Source organism: Clostridium sp. AF36-4 (genome assembly GCF_003435975.1).
Classification (GTDB): domain Bacteria; phylum Bacillota; class Clostridia; order Lachnospirales; family Lachnospiraceae; genus Eubacterium_F.
Genome location: NZ_QTVH01000012.1, coordinates 63,147 through 82,277, shown reverse-complemented (window position 1 = coordinate 82,277; position 19,131 = coordinate 63,147). Strand labels below are relative to the sequence as shown.

At 39.6% G+C, this 19,131-nt stretch carries 14 protein-coding genes and 1 riboswitch; of the genes, 10 read left to right on the top strand and 4 right to left on the bottom strand.

Translation table 11 applies throughout. The annotated features are described in order from the left end of the window. Positions 1-84: 84 nt before the first annotated feature. Positions 85-432 (bottom strand): hypothetical protein, encoded by a 348-nt coding sequence (locus DW005_RS08175; RefSeq protein ID WP_022377926.1) that lies wholly within the window; start codon positions 430-432, stop codon positions 85-87. Between the two features lie 539 nt (positions 433-971). On the opposite strand from DW005_RS08175, the gene DW005_RS08170 reads away from it, so the two are divergent. The 6 genes from DW005_RS08170 (at position 972) to DW005_RS08145 (ending at position 11,072) form a co-directional block, all read left to right on the top strand. Beyond that, a complete protein-coding gene (locus tag DW005_RS08170) occupies positions 972-1,412 on the top strand; it encodes a type II toxin-antitoxin system antitoxin SocA domain-containing protein (protein ID WP_117478892.1) in 441 nt (146 codons plus the stop codon). Then, complete coding sequence (locus tag DW005_RS08165; RefSeq protein ID WP_117478891.1) at positions 1,405-1,857, top strand: hypothetical protein; 453 nt, start codon at positions 1,405-1,407, stop codon at positions 1,855-1,857. Before DW005_RS08170 ends, DW005_RS08165 begins: the two co-directional genes overlap by 8 nt. 113 nt (positions 1,858-1,970) lie before the next feature. After that, positions 1,971-5,933 carry an InlB B-repeat-containing protein gene (locus DW005_RS08160; RefSeq protein ID WP_117478890.1) on the top strand — a complete coding sequence of 1,321 codons (3,963 nt, stop codon included), beginning with the start codon at positions 1,971-1,973 and terminating at the stop codon, positions 5,931-5,933. 107 nt (positions 5,934-6,040) lie between these two features. Beyond that, positions 6,041-7,153, top strand: coding sequence for a hypothetical protein (locus tag DW005_RS08155; RefSeq protein WP_117478889.1), 1,113 nt, complete (start codon positions 6,041-6,043; stop codon positions 7,151-7,153). Between the two features lie 116 nt (positions 7,154-7,269). Then, a complete protein-coding gene (locus DW005_RS08150; protein WP_181974990.1) occupies positions 7,270-9,966 on the top strand; it encodes a leucine-rich repeat domain-containing protein in 2,697 nt (898 codons plus the stop codon). 68 nt (positions 9,967-10,034) lie between these two features. Then, positions 10,035-11,072 carry a hypothetical protein gene (locus DW005_RS08145; protein WP_117478887.1) on the top strand — a complete coding sequence of 346 codons (1,038 nt, stop codon included), beginning with the start codon at positions 10,035-10,037 and terminating at the stop codon, positions 11,070-11,072. A gap of 4 nt (positions 11,073-11,076) precedes the next feature. Here DW005_RS08145 and DW005_RS08140 read toward each other — a convergent pair whose 3' ends face one another. Genes DW005_RS08140 through DW005_RS13990 form a run of 3 tightly spaced genes read right to left on the bottom strand, consistent with a single transcriptional unit; the run spans position 11,077 to position 14,865 of the window. After that, the gene (locus DW005_RS08140; RefSeq protein WP_117478886.1) at positions 11,077-11,796 is read right to left on the bottom strand and encodes an NAD-dependent protein deacylase; all 720 of its coding nucleotides are present in this window, start codon (positions 11,794-11,796) and stop codon (positions 11,077-11,079) included. A gap of 50 nt (positions 11,797-11,846) precedes the next feature. After that, positions 11,847-13,457 carry a PQQ-binding-like beta-propeller repeat protein gene (locus DW005_RS08135; protein ID WP_117478885.1) on the bottom strand — a complete coding sequence of 537 codons (1,611 nt, stop codon included), beginning with the start codon at positions 13,455-13,457 and terminating at the stop codon, positions 11,847-11,849. 1 nt (position 13,458) lies between these two features. Further along, positions 13,459-14,865 carry a hypothetical protein gene (locus tag DW005_RS13990; protein ID WP_207658734.1) on the bottom strand — a complete coding sequence of 469 codons (1,407 nt, stop codon included), beginning with the start codon at positions 14,863-14,865 and terminating at the stop codon, positions 13,459-13,461. Between the two features lie 147 nt (positions 14,866-15,012). Next, positions 15,013-15,206: riboswitch (cobalamin riboswitch) on the bottom strand. A gap of 92 nt (positions 15,207-15,298) precedes the next feature. Here DW005_RS13990 and DW005_RS08125 point away from each other — a divergent pair. Genes DW005_RS08125 through DW005_RS08115 form a run of 4 tightly spaced genes read left to right on the top strand, consistent with a single transcriptional unit; the run spans position 15,299 to position 19,116 of the window. Continuing rightward, a complete protein-coding gene (locus DW005_RS08125; RefSeq protein ID WP_117478884.1) occupies positions 15,299-16,093 on the top strand; it encodes a DUF4430 domain-containing protein in 795 nt (264 codons plus the stop codon). Between the two features lie 14 nt (positions 16,094-16,107). Further along, positions 16,108-16,959: an energy-coupling factor transporter transmembrane component T gene (locus DW005_RS13815; protein WP_181974989.1), complete on the top strand. Its 852-nt coding sequence runs from the start codon at positions 16,108-16,110 to the stop codon at positions 16,957-16,959. Next, positions 16,908-18,443, top strand: a complete 1,536-nt coding sequence (locus DW005_RS08120; RefSeq protein ID WP_181974988.1) for an ATP-binding cassette domain-containing protein — start codon at positions 16,908-16,910, stop codon at positions 18,441-18,443. The genes DW005_RS13815 and DW005_RS08120 overlap by 52 nt, the downstream gene beginning before the upstream one ends. Continuing rightward, entirely contained in the window at positions 18,418-19,116 is a 699-nt protein-coding gene (locus DW005_RS08115; RefSeq protein WP_117478882.1) for an ECF transporter S component, read from the top strand. The genes DW005_RS08120 and DW005_RS08115 overlap by 26 nt, the downstream gene beginning before the upstream one ends. The last annotated feature ends 15 nt before the right edge of the window (positions 19,117-19,131 follow it).

Genomic DNA, 19,131 nt, shown 5'->3' with positions numbered 1-19,131 from the left:
TGGCAGGAAAAATTTATATTTTTTCAATTGTCTACTTGACGGGAAGCAGTTCAAAGTGATTAGTGTGGCAGCTCCCTTCTTTTACTATAAACTATTTTTTAATGTTTCCCACATTTCCTCTCCATCAGAAATTCTTCGGAAAGGATGGTCTTTTGTTTTACCCAATCGTTTTTCGAATGTTTCTTTGTCCCAATAACCACTTTCGTATCGTCCTAACCAAAAGTCGTAATTTTGAACGAATGCTTTCATCATGTCTTTCTCGCAGCCATCAACAAAAGCTTTTGTCAATTCATCGTGGTCTAAATCTTTAATTGTGTTTCCTTTTGAAAGAATAAACAGCAATTCTTCCGGAGTTTTTTCTGAATCCATTTCCGTGCCATCGTCTAAGGTTATGATAACGTTTTCCCTTGCGATTACCTCTTTAATTGTCATTTTTATTCCTCCCTTCGTGCTTATTATAAAATACTTTTATTTTCTTTTCAATATGAACTTGAAAATAGATAGGGTATTTATTATATGACCTGTGCATAATAAAAAAAGCAATTGATTTCTAATTGGAAATATGCTATTATAAAACACATGTAAACGACAAAGGCATATTGCTATGTAATATTTTGAATATAATTTAGAAATCAATAGCACATAATCTAAGATTATGACATATGATTATAAAAATGATATTGTAATTTCTACGAAATGGGTTTTAATATAGTAAAGAGAGGTCCTGCTTTAGTGGACGATTCAAAATATGAGTTATTTGCTTGCGAGTAAATAGCTCTTTTTTATGGAGAAGAGAATGGAGAAAATCAAGCCATTTGTAGGGATTATTACAATTATTTGATAAAAGCTAGTTATGGGGCAAATAATTGATTAATACTTGGAAATATGTTACAATATAAACATAAATAGGGGATAGTTGTATCAACCTATTATAAGGTATAACACACGCAAAATAAGAAGGGAGAAAAAGGATGGCAAATGTATTTAATGTTGCAAAATATGTATTAAATAAATGTGGCACTATGACAGCAATGAAACTTGAAAAGTTAGTATATTATTGTCAAGCTTGGTCTTTAGCGTGGGATGAAGTTCCTTTGTTTAATGAAGAATTTGAGGCGTGGGCAAATGGTCCGGTTTGTCCAGAACTATTTCATAAGCATAAGGGGATTTTTGTGATTCCTGAAGATTTCTTTTGTGATGTACCAGAATACACTTTTTCAGATGCTCAAATTGAAACAATGGATGCCGTTATTCAGTATTATGGTGATAAAGACCCACAATGGTTAAGTGAATTAACTCATAAAGAAAATCCATGGAAAGAGGCAAGAAAAGGGGTTCCTGATGGAATGCCTTGTAACAAAGTGATTGAAAAAGAGAACATGCTTCAGTATTATGGAGGACTAAATGGCTAAATCGAAAAAAGTAATTAAGAAAGAAATGGTTATTGGGAGAAAAATTCCAACAACGTATGAAAATCCGAATGCGTATTTTCAAAAAAAACCAACATGGTCATTTCAGTACTTGGATAATGGATATAAGAAATGGGGATTTATTCATGCTAATGACATAAATGAGTCTATTATATCTAAATTAAAAGCTTTTGAAGGAATGACCTGGGGTGAAATTATGCAAATTTCTGGAGGGAGAAACAGAGGAACAAATAGTCATTTTGAGAATATTTCAGATTTAATTCCAGAAGCGCAAAAAAGATGGAAAGAATTAAAATTAGATGAATATGATAGAATTTTTTCTTTGCGACTAGCAGGAACCCAAAGGTTGTATGGTATTTTAGAAAATGGTATATTAAAAATTGTTTGGCATGACCCAATACATGAAATATATTCAATAAATAGGTAAAAACAACTACATCACTGCCTTAACAGACATATTAATACTATACTAAAAACAACAGGAGTTCGGTAGTAATCAGCTGCCGTACAACTGAATCGCTTTAAGAAAGGAGATTATTTATGAAAGCAAGAAAAAGAAATATTATATCCTTTGCTATCTGCGCATTGTTTGTTGCCGGCCTGTTAGCCGGTTCTTGTTATATTAAAGAGGGAAAACAGAATGCGGTAGTGCCGGTAGAAGGATATAATTCTAAAACGCAAGGAGAAATAAAATGGGCGTATGATGCTATCTCTGGTGATAGTGATAGTCCTGCAATGAATCTTCATATAGTTGGAGTATATCAAAATGGTGATTTCTCAAAAAAAATCACCAACGACATCGTTATTCCGGATAAAGTACCGGAATGTAATGAAGATGGAAAAATCATCGCCTATCACAAGGTGGAATCGTTAGGAGATGCAGACGCGAAAAACAAGGATTCGTTTTTTCTCGGCTCCTTCAACGTCACCAGTTCAGGCATTGTCGTTGACGCCACGGCTTGTACGGGGCTGAAAACGGTTAATGATTGGGCGTTTAGTCAGGATGCGTATGGGACGGATGAAGAAGGAAATTTTGGTAAAGTTAAGGTTTATCTTCCTGATGTAACTGAGATTATTGGCGAACATTGTTTTGCGCAAAATACAGTTTATTGCAATAGTCCGAATATTACATTAAAAAATGAAGATGATGAAACATTAAGTGCGTTTCGTTTCTTTGGTCCGGCAACTATACCGGAAAACACGTTAATGACTACTTATAAGACTAAATATCGGACGAGTATGCCATCAACATTTCCGGACCCGGACAAGTTCCCTTACATTGGTGCAGCCGCAAAAGAAGTTACGCTTCATGCAGATGCTCCGGATGGCGGCGAAGTAAACCGCGGGGGCAGTGGTTTGAAATATGACTCGGTATATGTGTTTGAAGGAAAGGAAGATGAGAAAAGCCGCAGTTTCGGCAACATCTATCCACCAAAGAAAGACCACTATGTATTTGAAGGATATTTTGAAGGAGATATGCAGATTTATGACAAAAACGGTACTTTGTTGAAAGTTCCGGATGGAACGGACGTATACGCCAAATGGACACCGGAAGTTTATCAGGTTTCTTTCCGAAACAATCAGAATACCAACGTACAGAACGAAGAACATTCCTATCAGGAAGTTTTTTCACCAAATCTGCCAGAAAACTTTTATCCGACTATTGGATATAAGCTGATTCGTTGGGAGAAATATTCCATGAATGCAAACGGAGAAGCAGTAGGAGAGCCGGAGAAATTAGAACCGGAAACTACCATGACAGTGGATTGCAACTCTATTTTCAAGGCAATTTTGGAACCAATCACTTATATGGTATCCTTTGATGCTAACGGAGGAGAGGTGAAAGACGCTGAACTACCAAACACGTTCGATAAGGATTATTCCTTAACAACGGCATCCCGATACGGTTACACCTTTGACGGATGGTACACGGCGAAAAACGGTGGAACAAAAGTAACGGAAGATACACAGATGACCCGCGCGGAAAACCACACGCTCTATGCACATTGGACGGCAAGAACCCACAAAGTAGTATTCGATGGGAACGGTGCCACTTCCGGCAGCATGGATGACTTGGATGTGACTTATGACACAAAAGCCAATCCAACATGCCGTTTTGAGAAGACCGGCTATTCATTTACCGGATGGTCGTATGCAAAAGATGGAGATGTAGTGGATGATTTGAGTGGAAAGGTAGATACTGTAATTGTATATGCTATTTGGAAGCCAAACACGTACAAAGTAACGTTTGTGACGAATTCACAGTCGAAAACAGAGCACGAGTTTACTTATGATGCATGGGAGGACTTCCCATATCTGTATTCCAAATTTTATGACTTTGCCGGATGGGTAACTGACCGGACAAAAACGATTCCGGTAACGGAACGTGAAACGGCTGTAATCAACTACGGTTCCGGAAAGAATAAGTGGGATATTGCAAAAGATACCACGCTTTATGCAGCATGGTACAAAAAGCCATCGGTAACATTCAGTACAAAGTACAGTGACACAACCGCTTTCCTTGGCGACCGTGAGCTAGACAAAACAAACGAAGTAACGTATGAGTATGGCGAAAAAATCAGTTCATTGATTATGAAGTGCAATACAAACCGTTATATTCAGAGCTATCGTGTAGAAACAGCAGACGGAACAGAGGTAAGTGCCGGGACTTGTGAAGACAAGAATTCGACCGTAACCATTCCTTTCCCGTCCAATTATGCATTGAAGAACAACTTAAAAGTCTATGTGGAAGCAGCAAACCGCACTTACGGCATCACTTATGATACTCTTGGCGGTGAGTTTGTTGGAGATTATCCGAAAACTTATACCTATGGAGACGAGTTAGAGTTGCCGACCAATGTAATGAAAAAAGGTTTATATGTCTGCGGATGGCGGAACACCTTGAACAACAAGGTAATGACCAAAGTAGACGCAACGACATCCGGGGAACTTTCCCTGCAGGCAATTTATGAAAGCACTGTATATCATGTAACAACTGACTTAGACGGTGGAACACTTCCGGATGGAGTGACAATCCCGACTGAGTATAAGTACAAGCAGAACAATATTGTGCTACCGCAGGATGTCACAAAGCAGGGCCATTCCTTTGCCGGATGGTACTTAGAAGATGAAGATGTTATTGTGACCCGCATCGATACAACAAAAGCGATGGATTACCATTTGCGTGCGTTGTGGAGCTCAAATGCGAGTACGACAAAAATAGCCGGAACGGTAGAAAGTGATGGAACAGAAAAAGAAATTCCATACGCAGAAAAACCAATGGAAAGTAATCAATGGTATTACAACCGGCTTACAGATGTGGAGAAGAAAATCTATACGACAATTTATAATTACTATAAATTTGACATGGATAAAGGCGAGTGCAGAATGGAGAATGTGAAAGTTGTAACGAAAGATAAAATTACCATTGCTAACATGTATCAAGCAAGTACAGCAGTCGTTTTAGACAATCCGTCTATATTTTGGATTCGGTATTTTAACCACACACAAATGAAAGAAAAAGATGGTGTTTATACCGGAACAATCCATCCGGTGCTTGCTTATTATAAAACAGCATTTCAGGCTGATGCTTTAGAATACGGTGGATTTTTACAAGAGATTATTAAATCGCTTAATAATTCCGGTGTTCAAAAAGTTTCGACTGCGAAGAAACTGAAATTAATTCATGACTATGTTGTGAAAACATACAGTTACCGTAACAATTCTCATATTTTAAGTGCAGCAGCAACAAATGAAACACGTTCGGTTGGCTATCTGATGACACATAAAGAGGGGTGTTGTGAGTCGTATGCGAAAATGATAAAAATACTTTGTGATTATTATCAAATTCCTTGTGTTACTGTTTACAGTTTGACGCACATGTGGAATCAGGTGAAAATTGGAAACCAGTGGTATCTGCTGGATGCTACGTGGGATGATGAGGAACCGGTTGTTTATACATATTTCTTAAAAGGAGCAAAGTCGGTAATTGATGAACATCATATTGTTACATCAATGTTTTTTAGTGATTGTCAGGGAAATGGAATAAAAGATTACGCCAATTATTCAGTGCCAACGCTCTCTAAAGAAGATTATGTGGAGCCGGTAAATCCGGCCCCGAATAACAGTCAAACGGCTCCAAAAAAAAGTAAAGCAGTTACTTCCGCAACAAAAGGAAAAGTAGTATATGCTATTTCCGGAAAGTATGCGGTTGTTAAAAAATGCACATCGAAGAAAGCAAAAAGTGTTACCATCTTGAATAAAGTAAAGATTGGCAAAAAGACGTATACCGTTACTTCGATTGCGAAAAATGCTTTCAAAGGCTGCAAGAAGCTAAAGAAAGTAACCATTAAGGCAGCAAAGCTGAAGAGCATCGGAAAGAATGCTTTCAAAGGAATTTATAAGAAAGCTACATTCAAGGTGCCAAAGAAGCAGTTAAAGAAGTACAAAAAGCTGATTCAGAAGAAAAAGACTGGATTTAAAAAGACGATGAAAGTAAAGTGATTTAGCTGTCTGGTAAGGCAGAAAAACTTTGTTTCTTTCGCTATAATGTGGTATGATAATAGTAGAATTATTTTGATGGGAGCAGGGGCTTCAGAACGGAGGTTGCTATGGATAAAGTGAAAAAGTGGGTTGTTGATTTGGCAGATCCTATGCTGAAAGCGTATATTAATTATGGACATGGGCTTGAGGAGGACGGCGTTTCGGTGACGGCAAAAGGCATTGAGTTTTTTGCGGAATTTGAACCGGGCCTGTATCCGATGTATGCGATTGAATTAAGAGAGTATGTGGAACATATGGGAATTGCAGTTGAGGATGTTCAGGAAATTCATTTGGTGGCGGCTGCGTATGATGAAAATGAGGAAGAAATTGATTTTTCCATTGAATATGAAAAATGTGCACTTGTTTCTGAGGATGAATTAAATGGTTACAGTAATTCGGACATTTTACCAACGACAAATTATAAGGTTATTGGTTCAAAGGAAATTACAAAAATCAAGCTTACGGATTACAATGGATACAAAGCAGATGGAGTTTCTCTTTCGGATCATGAGCTTCACGATGCAGTGGGGATTAACATTCAGTTTACGAATGGCGAATTTAGCAGGATTCGTAAATTGATTCTTTTAAAAATGGAGTTGCTGCTGTCAGAAGATGAATGGCCGGAGCATTTCCGGGAAAAAACGGTTAGACAGGAAACGGTTGCGGAACCGAAAGTATTGGTTGCGGATTTGGAGGATAAAGACATTATTGGTTACATGAATCTTGGCAGTGGTCTTGTCGAGAGTGGCGTAAATAAACTCGATGGTCTGATGCTTTTTGAAAATGAATACGATGAGGAAGTTAGTTGTATGATTGCGATTGATTTCAGCCGGTATTTGTTAAAAAAGGGAATTCGTATACAGGATGTCACCTCATTTGAGATTCAATTTGGTGTATATGATGCTTCCGGAACAGAACTTGATTTTGAGGGGGATTATCAGAAATGTGCCTTTGTTTCTGCTGAGGCGCTGAATGGCTACAGTGATTCAGATATTTTAGATAAAGGAAACTATAAGTTGATTGGTTCGAAGAAACACACGGTATTTGATTTAACAGAATATAATGGTTCCATGCCACACAAACTGGAAGAGGGCGTCGGCTTTAACATTCAGATTCTGAATGGCGAGCGGAGTCAGACCAAATATGTATCATTAAATAAATTGAAATTTAACTATAACTAAAATTACAGGAATGTCAGCCAAAAAGCGAACATGAGACATTTGTAACCTTACCATTTTATGCTTAATTCAGTATAATGAAACGGATTTATATGAAATTAAGAAAGGAGATGGTTAAGGTGAATGATAAAGTTTGTAAAGGAAGGAAATGTTTCATCGTTAGCATGCTTTTTATGCTGACATTCTTTTTCTCCATAGGGTTTATGGAGCAGTCATCAAAAGCAGACACAGTTAATTACTCAGAAGGTGATTTTTCCTATCAATTAACACAGGAAACAAAAACAGCAACATTGCAAAAATATACAGGAATATCACAAAGTGTAACAATACCTTCTCGGATTGATTGGGATGGGGCAAGTTATAATGTTACTGTTATTGGACAGAATGCGTTTCGGGATAACACGACAATTACGTCCATAAATATTCCGAAAGGTGTTTTGGAAATTGATAATTATGCTTTTTATGGATGCAGTGTGCTTTCTTCAGTGAAACTTCCTACAAATTGCCAGCTTGGGAAATACATTTTCTATGAGTGTGATTCGTTAAATGAGATATCAATTCCAGAAGGTACAACATCGATTTACGACACATATCCACTGGATGATGACAAAGAAGTGGACCAGAAAAATGATGGTGCCTGTCTTGCCGGAGATGCAATTGAAAAAATTACATTTGAGTCCGGCGTTACAAAAGTACCCTCACATTTGTGTGAGGGGTTGACACAGCTAAAAACAATTGAATGGGGCAATGTTGCGTCACTGGGATATCATGCGTTTAACCGCTGCGAAAGTTTAACCACGATTGAACTTCCAGAGAAGATTACAACATTACCACGACTGGCATTTGGCGGTTGTAAAGCCCTTACAAGTGTTACGATAAAAGGAAAATTAACTTATTTGGGAGAAATGGCATTTAATAATTGTTCTAAAATGTCTAAGTTTACGCTAAAATATCCGGAGGAATTAAAAACCGTATATAAAGATGTATTTGCAAACTGTTCGGAGTTGACTGAACTGCCAATTGGAAAAGATAAGACACCAAATCTTACCTATATAGGTTCGAGGGCATTCCGTGAGTGTACGATTGATACGGTAACACTTCCGGAGGGCTTAACCTTTATTGGCTGCAGTGCATTTGCAGGATGTAAAAATTTGAAAAGTATTAATATTCCAAAATCTGTACAGCATATTGCATCGAATGCGTTTATGGACTGTGAAAAGTTAGACCATGTTGTGTTCCCGGAAGATGGGAAATTTACAGTATCCGCAGAGGATTATGATGGCACAAACCGTTATGAGAATGATGAGGATAAGTATTCCGGCGGTTTGTTCTGGGGATGTAAGTCTTTACGTTCATTTACGATTCCGGATAGCTGGACGGCAGTTCCAGGGACTATGTTTAAGGACTGCAGTGCATTAACTTCAGTTCATATTCCGGATAACGTAACATTTATTGGAAACAGTGCATTTGGAGAAACAACAAATTTAACATCAATTTCACTTCCGTCGAAATTAATTTGTATTGACGGGCAGGCATTTAAGGGATGCGCCATTCGGCGTATATCACTTCCGAACGGTTTGACTCAGATTGGGTATCAGGCATTTCAGGGAAGTGAATTGGAACAGGTTGTAATTCCGGATTCCGTTAAAATCCTTGGAATAACCAATTTAGCAACAGAAGGAGCTTTCGAGGATTGTGAAAAACTGACATCGGTTGTTCTCGGAGCAGGCTTACAAAAACTTGGCGGTAGTGAATTCCAAAATTGTACTTCGTTGGTTTCTGTTGATTTATCAAAGGCGGTTAATATAGAAGAAATTCCGCCATATACGTTCAGTGGTTGTTCTGCTTTAGAGCAGATTGTAATTCCGTCTCAGATTAAGAAAATCGGATATGGGGCATTTAGTAATTGTACCAGTCTGAAAGCGGATAAAGTTACGATGTCAGAGAATTTACAATCAATGGCAGGCTCAGTATTTTCCGGTTGTACGTCATTTACCGAATTACCGGATTTGAAATCGATGACCTCCATACCGGAATATACATTTTCGTACTGTACCGGACTTGTGAAGGTGGAAGTTCCGGACCGGATACAAACGATTGGCGGGCAGGCATTTTATAATTGTACAAATTTAGTGGCGTTTGGACTTGGAACCGGCTTTGATGGAACAAAACTGGAAACATGGGATACTTACATCTTCTATGAAATGCACAATCCATCGACGATTTATACGGCAACAAAAGAGCAGGCAGACTGGTTAACAGCAAATAAAACAGACCGGTATTTGTACAGTGATTACACGGATGTAAAAATAGGAAAAGTGCCGGAAAATCTTGTGATTCCAACACCGAAACCAACGCCGACACCACTGGTAACACCTCCCCCTACTCCGGTACCAAAGACAACACCAACACCAATTCCTACGCCGACACAGAAAACTTCGGGAACACCTGTGAAAACGCCGGCTTCCAACGCAAAACCGACGACAGCACCGGCAAATACAAACAAGAATCCTAAGCAGGCTGTTCTGAAAGCGCCGGTTATCAAAAAGGTGAAAGCAGGCAAGAAAAAAGTATCGGTAAGCTGGAAGAAGTCAGCACAATCAATTACCGGATATCAGATTCAATATAGCACGTCTGCATCTTTCAAAAAAGGGAAAAAGACGATTACGATTTCCGGTAAGAAGAAACAAAGCCGGACGATTAAAAAGTTAAAAACGAAAAAGAAATACTATATACGAATCCGAACGTATCAGGTAATAAACGGAAAGAAAACCGTTTCAAAATGGAGCAAAACAAAGAAATTCAAAACCAAATAATGGTTGACAAATAAGCAGTTCTATTATACACTACCCGTGTAGTAAAACATACGACAAGGGGTGCTTTTATGATAGAAGTTGTGATTGCGTTGTGCTATGCATTAGGAGCATGGTTTTATTCTATTTTGCGATATTATGATTTGTGGAAACGCGGGAAAGTACCGGTGGTCTTTTTCGCGTTTTTACATGTTTTTTCTTTAATAGTTGTGTTCCTTTTTGAAACCGGAATATCCGCAATGATTTCGGATGTAGTTTCCGTCATTATGCATGCATATTCTGTAATATATGGCAGTGTTATGATACTCACACCTATTTTGTGTTTTGTGCGTGGCATTGTTCGTTTTATCGGAAAAAAAGCAGGATGCAGCGGGAAAATATACCGCTTTTTCAATCATCCGACCAAATTGATTCTTGGCTTTTTTGTTGTTACCATGTGTGTCGGTGCTGTTATTTTCTGGAAAAGCCGGTGCATATCATGGGAGGAGACTGTCATTTTGCAGGAGGATAAGAAAGAGCCTGTTAAGGATACTTCCATTGTTTATATTTCCAATTGCTTTGTAGGCAGTGATATGACTGCTCATGCGTTTGATTCTTTGGTGAAAAAGGTGAATGAGAAAAAGCCGGATGTTATTTTATTTGGAGGAAATTTATTCGGCAAACATACAAAAGAGGTAACGATAGATAAGACTCTTGCGAGTATCAAAAAAATGAAGGCGGCATTGGGCATTTATATGGTGGAAGGAAGTGCAGATTCTGCCCTTGTGGAGGAAAAGAAAGAAAAAATCTCCGGTGCAGGTCTGCATCTGCTTTTGGATGAGAGTGCAGTTTTACATAATGGGCTTCAACTTGTTGGCTGCCGTGCAGATGGCAAAACGAAAAAGCCGATGTCATATACCTTATCTCTAATCAATAAAGAAAAGCCAAGTATTGTACTTGCAGGAGAGGCGATGGAGAAAAAACTAAAGGAAGAAAAGAAGATTTCTCTTGTCCTTTATCCGAAAAAAATAACGGATACCGGTAACGGTGGAACAAGTGGTGTAAACCAGATGTTTCCACGCAATGTACTGGCATCTGCAAAAATCAATTTTATGCAGATTAAGAAATAATTTGTCAGGCGAGCGGTTTTAAGACCTCACCAATTGGTTCGTGCAGGATAAGATTTGCACGATTATCCTTTGAAGTTTTATCCTTATTAATGAGTACCAGCTTATCGCCCTGATAGTAGTCAATTAACCCGGCGGCCGGATAAACAACCAAAGATGTGCCGCCGATAATCAGCAAATCAGCATCGCGGATATAGGAAATGGCACGTTCCATAAGCGGCATATCAAGTCCTTCTTCATAGAGAACGACATCTGGTTTTATGATGCTACCACATTCGCAGTGAGGAACACCGTCCATAGCTAAAATATCTTCTAAAGAATAAAATTTATGACAGTGTGTGCAGTGATTTCGCAAAACAGAGCCGTGGAGTTCTAATACTTCCTTGCTTCCTGCCTTTTGGTGCAGACCATCGATGTTTTGTGTAATAACTGCTTTTAATTTGCCCTGCTTTTCCAAATTGGCAAGAGCAATGTGAGCGGCATTAGGATCGGCGTCAGGAAACAGCATTTTATCCCGGTAAAAACGGTAAAATTCTTCCGGGTTACGGATATAAAAACTATGGGACAGAATCGTTTCCGGTGGATAATCGTAGTTCTGTTTATATAATCCATCAACACTTCTAAAATCCGGAATTTTACTTTCTGTTGAGACACCGGCACCGCCAAAAAACACAATATTATCGGATTCATCAATCCATTGCAGTAGTTGTTCTTGTTCTTTACTCATACTATAAACCTCCCTTTTGTAAATCCAATGACTTTTTTTATCTTAGCATATTAGGGGCGAAATGAAAAGGTTTTCGTATAAGAGGAGTAAATCCATTTGGACTGTTTTTTGATTTTACATCTCAGTCGGATTTGCAGTCTTTTTTTGCCTTTTTTTATCGTTGCTGCCGTATTTTTTTTGATTGTTTTCTTTTTCCATTTTCCCTTACCATATCGGTAGGAGATAATTGTCTGGTATTTTTTGCTCTTTTTTTTCCAGGTGACTTTGTATTTTTTCTTGCTTTTCTTTACCTTAACGCTATATGGTTTCTTCGGTTTTGACACAGACTTTTTAGCCGCCGGTGCAGGCGAATTAGAAACAGTCGGCGTACTTGTCGCAGCCGGTATGCTTGTGACTGTCGGTGTGCTTGTCGCAAGGATATCTTTGGCAAGCGTAACACAAAACAGGGTTCCACTGTCGTTGGAATAGTATAAACGCCCCTTGTCATCGGCTGTAATACTGGACAGGCAGTATTGTTTTGCCTGTGGAATATACAAAGTGTGAAGTGAGGCACTTGTTTTTCCCTCTGTATCTTTAAAAGCGTACAAACCACCCGGCAAAGCATTCATGGAGAAATAGACCGTTACTTCTCCGGTGGAAGAACCACGGGTTGAAACAAGAGGAGAAGATTTGACTTCAGCATTTTGAAATCCCTTTACCTGATAAATAGGTTTTAAAGTCAGAGCATCCATGATACAGACATAACCATATTGGTCTGCCATACATCCAACATATAAACGATTGTTATAAATAGTTGGAGTACTGGTGCAGGTAACAAAATTGGCACCATTCATAATTTTACCGGAGGAAACCTTCGTAATCTTTTGATTCCCGCATTGAATCTGAAATAATGTACCGTCTTTTGCTACGGTATAAAGGGCATCGGTTCCTTTGTGATAGGTCAGTCCGGCGCGGATGTTTGCCGTAGTCAGAACAGCGGTATCATACACAACCGGTTCCGTGAGACTGTGGCTTACTAAAATGCCGTTATCACCGGTGAAATAAAGTGCATCCTCATAGACAATGGCACCACTCCAATAGTAACCGCCCGGATGGTCTTTATCTTCATAAGTCCAGACGGTTGAGCCATCTTTTGCATTCAGGCAGTAGAAGAGACCGGTGGTTGTACCATTTGACAAAACATTTGTCGTGCCGGCATAGAGATAGCCGTCCTGACAAAAGGTAGTCGAAAGAGACTGTCCGCCAAACGACTCGCTCTGCCATAGGCTTGTCATCGAATTGATGTCAACACATTCCATTGTGCCATTTGCCAGCGGAATATATAAAAAATGCTCCTCAAGAAGCATATTACAGACGCTGTTCATTTTTTCTTTTAATGTGGTTTGTCTTAGAACCTGTCCATTTGCATAAGACAGTTCATAAAGGATATTGGAATTTACGACATAGATGCCGTTTGTTCCCATAATCGGAATAGAGTTGTATGAGATTCCCTTTGTGGAAAATTTGTTTGTCCAAATAGCACCGCAGTCAGCGGTATCCTCTGGTGTTACAGAGGATACCACGCTGGCACCATCCATACCCTGTTCATTACGAAAAGTCGAAAATGCACTAAGGAAGATGGCAGCGGTGAGTATCAGACATAAAAATGTCTTTTTCTTCATCTTATTTTACCTTGAATTTTACCGGTTTTGTTGCTTTACTGAAAGTAGCTTTGTCAGATTTTACAACATAAGCGGTCAGTTTTACATAATACGTTCCCTTTGTTTTCTTAAAGGTGTATTTTGTTTTTTTCGTATCGGTTACTTTTTTGTATTTACCGTTCTTTTTCTTGGAAAGTGCGATGCGGTATCCTTTTGCGTTTGCTGCCTTTTTCCAGGAAACAGTTACGGATTTTTTCTTTTTCTTTGACTTTTTCACAACAACTTTTACCTTAGTAGGTTTTTTTGCAACTTTTTTAATACCCTTGTCATCCGATGCCGGAGTTGGTGTGGCAGTCGGAGTTTTTGTTGGAACCGGTTTGCCAAGAGAATCTCCTGCCGGAGTAGCTGTTGGTGTAACGGTCGGAGTAGCTGTTGGTGTAACGGTCGGAGTAGCTGTTGGTGTAACGGTTGGAGTAGTTGTTGGTGTAACGGTTGGAGTAGCTGTTGGTGTAACGGTCGGAGCAGCTGTTGGTGTAACGGTTGGAGCAGCTGTTGGTGTAACGGTTGGAGTAGCTGTTGGTGCGGTAACTGCAGCAAGCACGTTAACAATTCCGTATGGTCTGGAAATGTTGGAGTGTTTGCCGTCGCTGTCCAAACGGTAAGCGGAGAGTACATAAGTACCTGCTTTATCAAAGGAAAGAGTAGCAGTACCGTTTTCATCCGTCTGAACTAAAGAAACAGCATTTCCGGTGGTTGCTGTGCTGGCTTCGTTTTCATATTTTGCTGCTACAACAGTTGCGTTACTAATTGATTTAACAATCGGATTGTAACTCTTGTCGTGACCTATACCTTTCAGTGATACAGTAGTTTTGTTGGAAACTGTTGTGTTCAAGGTGCTGTTTTCAAAATAACTGTAATTTGTTTCTACGTTATTTGGCCATGTGCCGCCGCCCCAAAGTCCATAGATGGTGACTGCATCATTATTTTTTAGTGAATAGGATCCCATACCGACACCCGGGTCTGTATTATTTACAGCATATCCCCAGTTTACGCCGTCCAAAGCGTCAGAGGAAGCACTGCCATCAGAGTTGCCGTCAATACTAATACCGTTAACAAACAAACCGTACTGACTTGTACTTGCCATAATATAATTTTTCATTGTTTCTGTTGTGGCACCTTTTTTCTCGGTCAGATACTTAGCCAGCGCATGAAGCGGGGTAAGTGTTTTGGTACTGAGGCCGATTCCATAATCTTTTTTGTCTGCATCAGTCAGAGTAACTTCAACCGGTGTAACAAGTGTTTTATTATCCTGCTCAAGGCGAAGTGTTACTTTGACTGTATCCGCTGCTTTTGCTGCATAGCCATGAAAGACGCTTACCGTCATAACAAAGACTAAAAGAACGGATAAAAGTTTCTTTTTGTTTTTCATAGAAAAACCTTCTTTCTCGCGTATCGCGTATTTTTGTTCTGGTATTGCGATAACATAAGAAAAGTCCTGTATTCCCGAAAAAAGGGCATACAAGGACCTGTGATGACTAGAATGAATAGTCAAAACATTTCCTCTCCCTCCGAAAGGTCACATTTCACACCATAAGGCAGGTCTTCCGACTTAAGGTTCATCTGGAAGGTTTAACCAATCTTGTACGCCTTCCCGGCATATGCCAGTGACATTTATGTACAAGCCATCCCCTAATACGGCAGCGGGGGCTGCGGCGGATTCACACCGTCTTCCCTATTAATCTTAAAAGAACCTCATGGTTACTAATATTATTTATACCATCGCAAGATATTATACCAACGCTTGACAGATTTGTCCATTGTTTGTTACTCTGTCGTATAGAAGTTTTTTTGGAGGCTTTCAGATGAAGTGGAATCAAAAAGGAATTATCGCCTGCGTGATACTGTTTTTTGTTATCATTGGGGCACTTATGGTACAGGGAGTACAAAAGACAAATAATCAGGAAGATGCACATTATGCTTCGGAAGAAGATGTGGTATCTGTAGAAAAAAAGGAGACGGCGAAACCGGAATCAACAAAATCGGTAGAACCAATAAAGACTCCCAAGCAGAAAACGGCAGTAAGTACAAGTACACCAAAAGAGAAAATTAAAGGGGAAAATACAGAAAAACCGACTGCTAAGCCGGCGGCTGTGACTGCACCAAAAAAGGATAAAGGAAATAAAACAGAAAAAAAATCCGGGGAAAATGTTACAAAAAAAACGGTTTCGACCAAAAAACCTGTAACAGTAAAACCGACCGAAAAGCAAACGGAAAAACCCCAAAATGAAGTTTCTTTTGAAATCGAATGTAAGAAGATTTTAAAGAAAAAAGAGTTGTGGAAAAATGGGTTAGAAGAGGTGATTCCGGCATCCGGAATTTATTATTCCGGTAAATGTTCCTTCACGGCAGAAGAGTCCGTGTATGATATATTGAAGCGAATTACAAAAGAGAACAACATCGCCCTAGATAGCGAGTTCACTCCGATGTATGGCACCTATTATGTGAAGGGGATTGGCGGTCTGTATCAGTTTGACTGTGGCAGCGAGAGCGGTTGGATGTATTCGGTCAATGGCATGACGCCGAATGTGGGAGCGAGCAATTATCAGGTATCAAATGGCGATGTAATTGTATTTTATTATGTTTGCGAGTATGAATAATAGAGGAGGAAACCATGAATGCGATGACGCGAAGGCATCCGGTCGTTTTGTTTGTATATTATGTTATGACACTGGTTCTTTTGATTGTGGCAGGACATCCGCTTTTATATGGATTGCTTTTGTTACTGATGGGAATTGATGTTTCGCTAAATAGAGGATTTCTGAAAATGCTTAAATCCTTTGTGGGAAGTCTTACGGTGGTGGCACTTTGTGTGGTTGTGAATCCACTGCTCAATCACCGTGGTATGACGGTACTTTTCTATTTGAATGAGAACGCCGTGACAAAGGAAGCGGTGCTGTATGGCTGTTATATGGCAGTTGTTTTGTTAGGAACTATTTTTCTGTTTTCCGATTTTTCACATGTGATGACTTCAGAAAAGATTATGACGATGTCAGGAAAAAGATTTCCTTCTTTTTCACTGCTTTTTTCCATGATTCTTCGTATGGTGCCAAAGGCAAAAAAAGATTTTTCACAGATGATTTCACTGCATGGAAATCGTCCGCATGTGTGGTCCGCATTACTTGGTAAAACGATGGAAGATTCGGTAGAACGAAGTATGGCAATGAAAGCGAAGTCGTATGGAAAAAATGGGCGCACATCGTTTTATGCACGTAAATGGAATATGGGAGATTATGTATTTTTTGCGATTGTATGTATGATGGGTGTTTTTGTGATTGGAAAACAAATAATGGCACCTGCGCCGGTTTGGTTTTTCCCAAGTATACACATGGAATTTTTGCCGGCGTGGGAGATTTTGATTTGGATTTTATATCTTGGCATCCCGATTTGGATGTACGGAAAGGAGGAAGCAGCATGGCTTTTATCGAAGCGAAAGATTACCGGTTTTTCTACCCGGATGAAGTAGCACCGGCGGTTTTTGTGGAACAGATGGAAATTAAACAGGGAACGATTACCTTGCTTGTCGGTCCGTCTGGCTGCGGAAAAACAACTTTATTACGCAAACTTGCCGGTGAAACGGGAATCTGCGGAAGAGAGGAAGGAAGTCTTACCAATCAGGCGAAGGGCTGTGCATATGTGTGGCAGAACCCGGATAATCAGATTGTGACAGACCAGGTCTCTTATGAGATTGTATTTGGACTTGAAAATATCGGGATGGAACAGCAGCAGATGAAACGGCGGTTAGCAGAAGTGATTAGTTCATTTGGGCTTGAAAATCTGGTCACGCGGGACACGATGACATTAAGTGGTGGAGAGAAGCAGCTTTTAAACATTGCTTCCGGTCTTGCCATGAATCCGGAACTTATGATATTGGATGAACCGACCAGCCAGTTAGACCCGGTTGCGGCGCGGAGAATCTATGATTTAATTCGGCAGATTAATGAAGAATTTGGGGTAACGATTGTAATTGCGGAGCAGCGGCTGGAAGATTTGGTTGCTTTTGTGGATGAAGTGCTGTGTATGGCAGACGGAAAAATTGAGAAAATAGGGGAGCCAAGGACGATACAGTCCCGGTTGAAGGACACGATTTTCGAAGAATTTTTGCCGTCATATCTGCAATTGGAAGATGGACTTTTGACAAAAAAGGAAGCAAGAATCTGGTTTGAAGGAAACTATGAAAGCGCAGTGTTTCCGGATGGGGAAGAAGAAAAAATTGAAAGAAAGCAAACATCCTCACAGGACTTTTCTTTGAAAAATATATCGTTTCGCTATGAGAAGAAATCACCGGATGTGTTAAAGGAAACAAAGGGGCGTTTCGCGGCAAATACCATTTCGTGTCTTGTGGGTGGCAACGGAAGTGGAAAGACGACTTTACTGCGGCTGATGTCAAGGCAGTTTCGACCGTATCATGGGAAAATGAGTTCGGTAAACTTTTCATATCTGCCGCAAAATCCGATGTATTTGTTATTAGAAGAAACAGTGCAAAAAGAATGGGATAAAATGAGCCAATGCTCGAAAGATTTATTTTTGCGGTTTGGTTTAGAGGGACTAAAAAAGCGGAATCCACAGGACTTGTCGGGTGGGGAAAAACAGCGGCTTGCGCTTTGTGTTACACTCGGAAAAGAGGCGGATTATTATTTTTTGGATGAGCCGACCAAAGGAATGGATGCAAAATCAAAAAAGATATTTGGTGAGGTTTTAAAGGAGTGGACAAAAAAGGAAAAATCCATTGTTATGGTGTCGCATGATATGGAATTTATAGCGAAGTACGCTGACGAAATATCACTTTTGTATCAGGGCGAAATCATTGTGCAGTGTCCGGTGAGAGAATTTATGGAAGAAAACCAGTTTTACACAACAGGGATGAACCGGGTGACCAGACGGGTAAATCCACACATAATAACCATTGAGGATGTGAAGAAATATGCAAAAAGAAAAAATTCGCAATAGTATCCTTGGCATACTTGCCTTTGTATTGCTTTTTTATGAAATCATTGTGTTAAAGGGAGAAAATTATTATCTTGTGAGTATGGCGGTTTTACTGATTGCTTTGTTTGGCTTTTTTGCTCACTTTGAAAAAGAACGGCCGGGTGTTATGCTGCTTACGATGATTGCGTCGCTTTGCGCACTTGCAATTGCCGGAAGAATTGCATTTTTCTTTTTGCCGCAGATAAAGCCAATCGCGGCTGTCGTAATTTTAGCGGGTGTGAGTTTTGGAGGTGAAGTAGGTTTTGTGACAGGAGCATTAAGTGCTTTTGTTTCTAATTTTTATTTTGGTCAGGGCTCATGGACCCCGTTTCAAATGGTGGCACTTGGTCTGGTAGGATTTTTTGCCGGCGTATTTTTCTACGGACGGGAGAGTAAGCGATGGCTTGTAGCACTCTATGGCTTTTTGGCTGTCGTTATCATCTACGGGGCTATTGTTGATTTAAATACCATCTTTTTTACTTCACAGCAGCTTTCCTTATCGGTGGTTTGCTTTGTGTATTTGTCAGGACTTCCTTTTAACCTGTTGTTTGGAGCAGCGACTGCCGGATTTTTGTTCTGTCTGTATAAACCCGTTCTTCTTAGGATTGAAAGAATAGTAAAGAAATACCGGTTGTTTGACAAAAACGAAGTTTAATAGTAGAATGATATG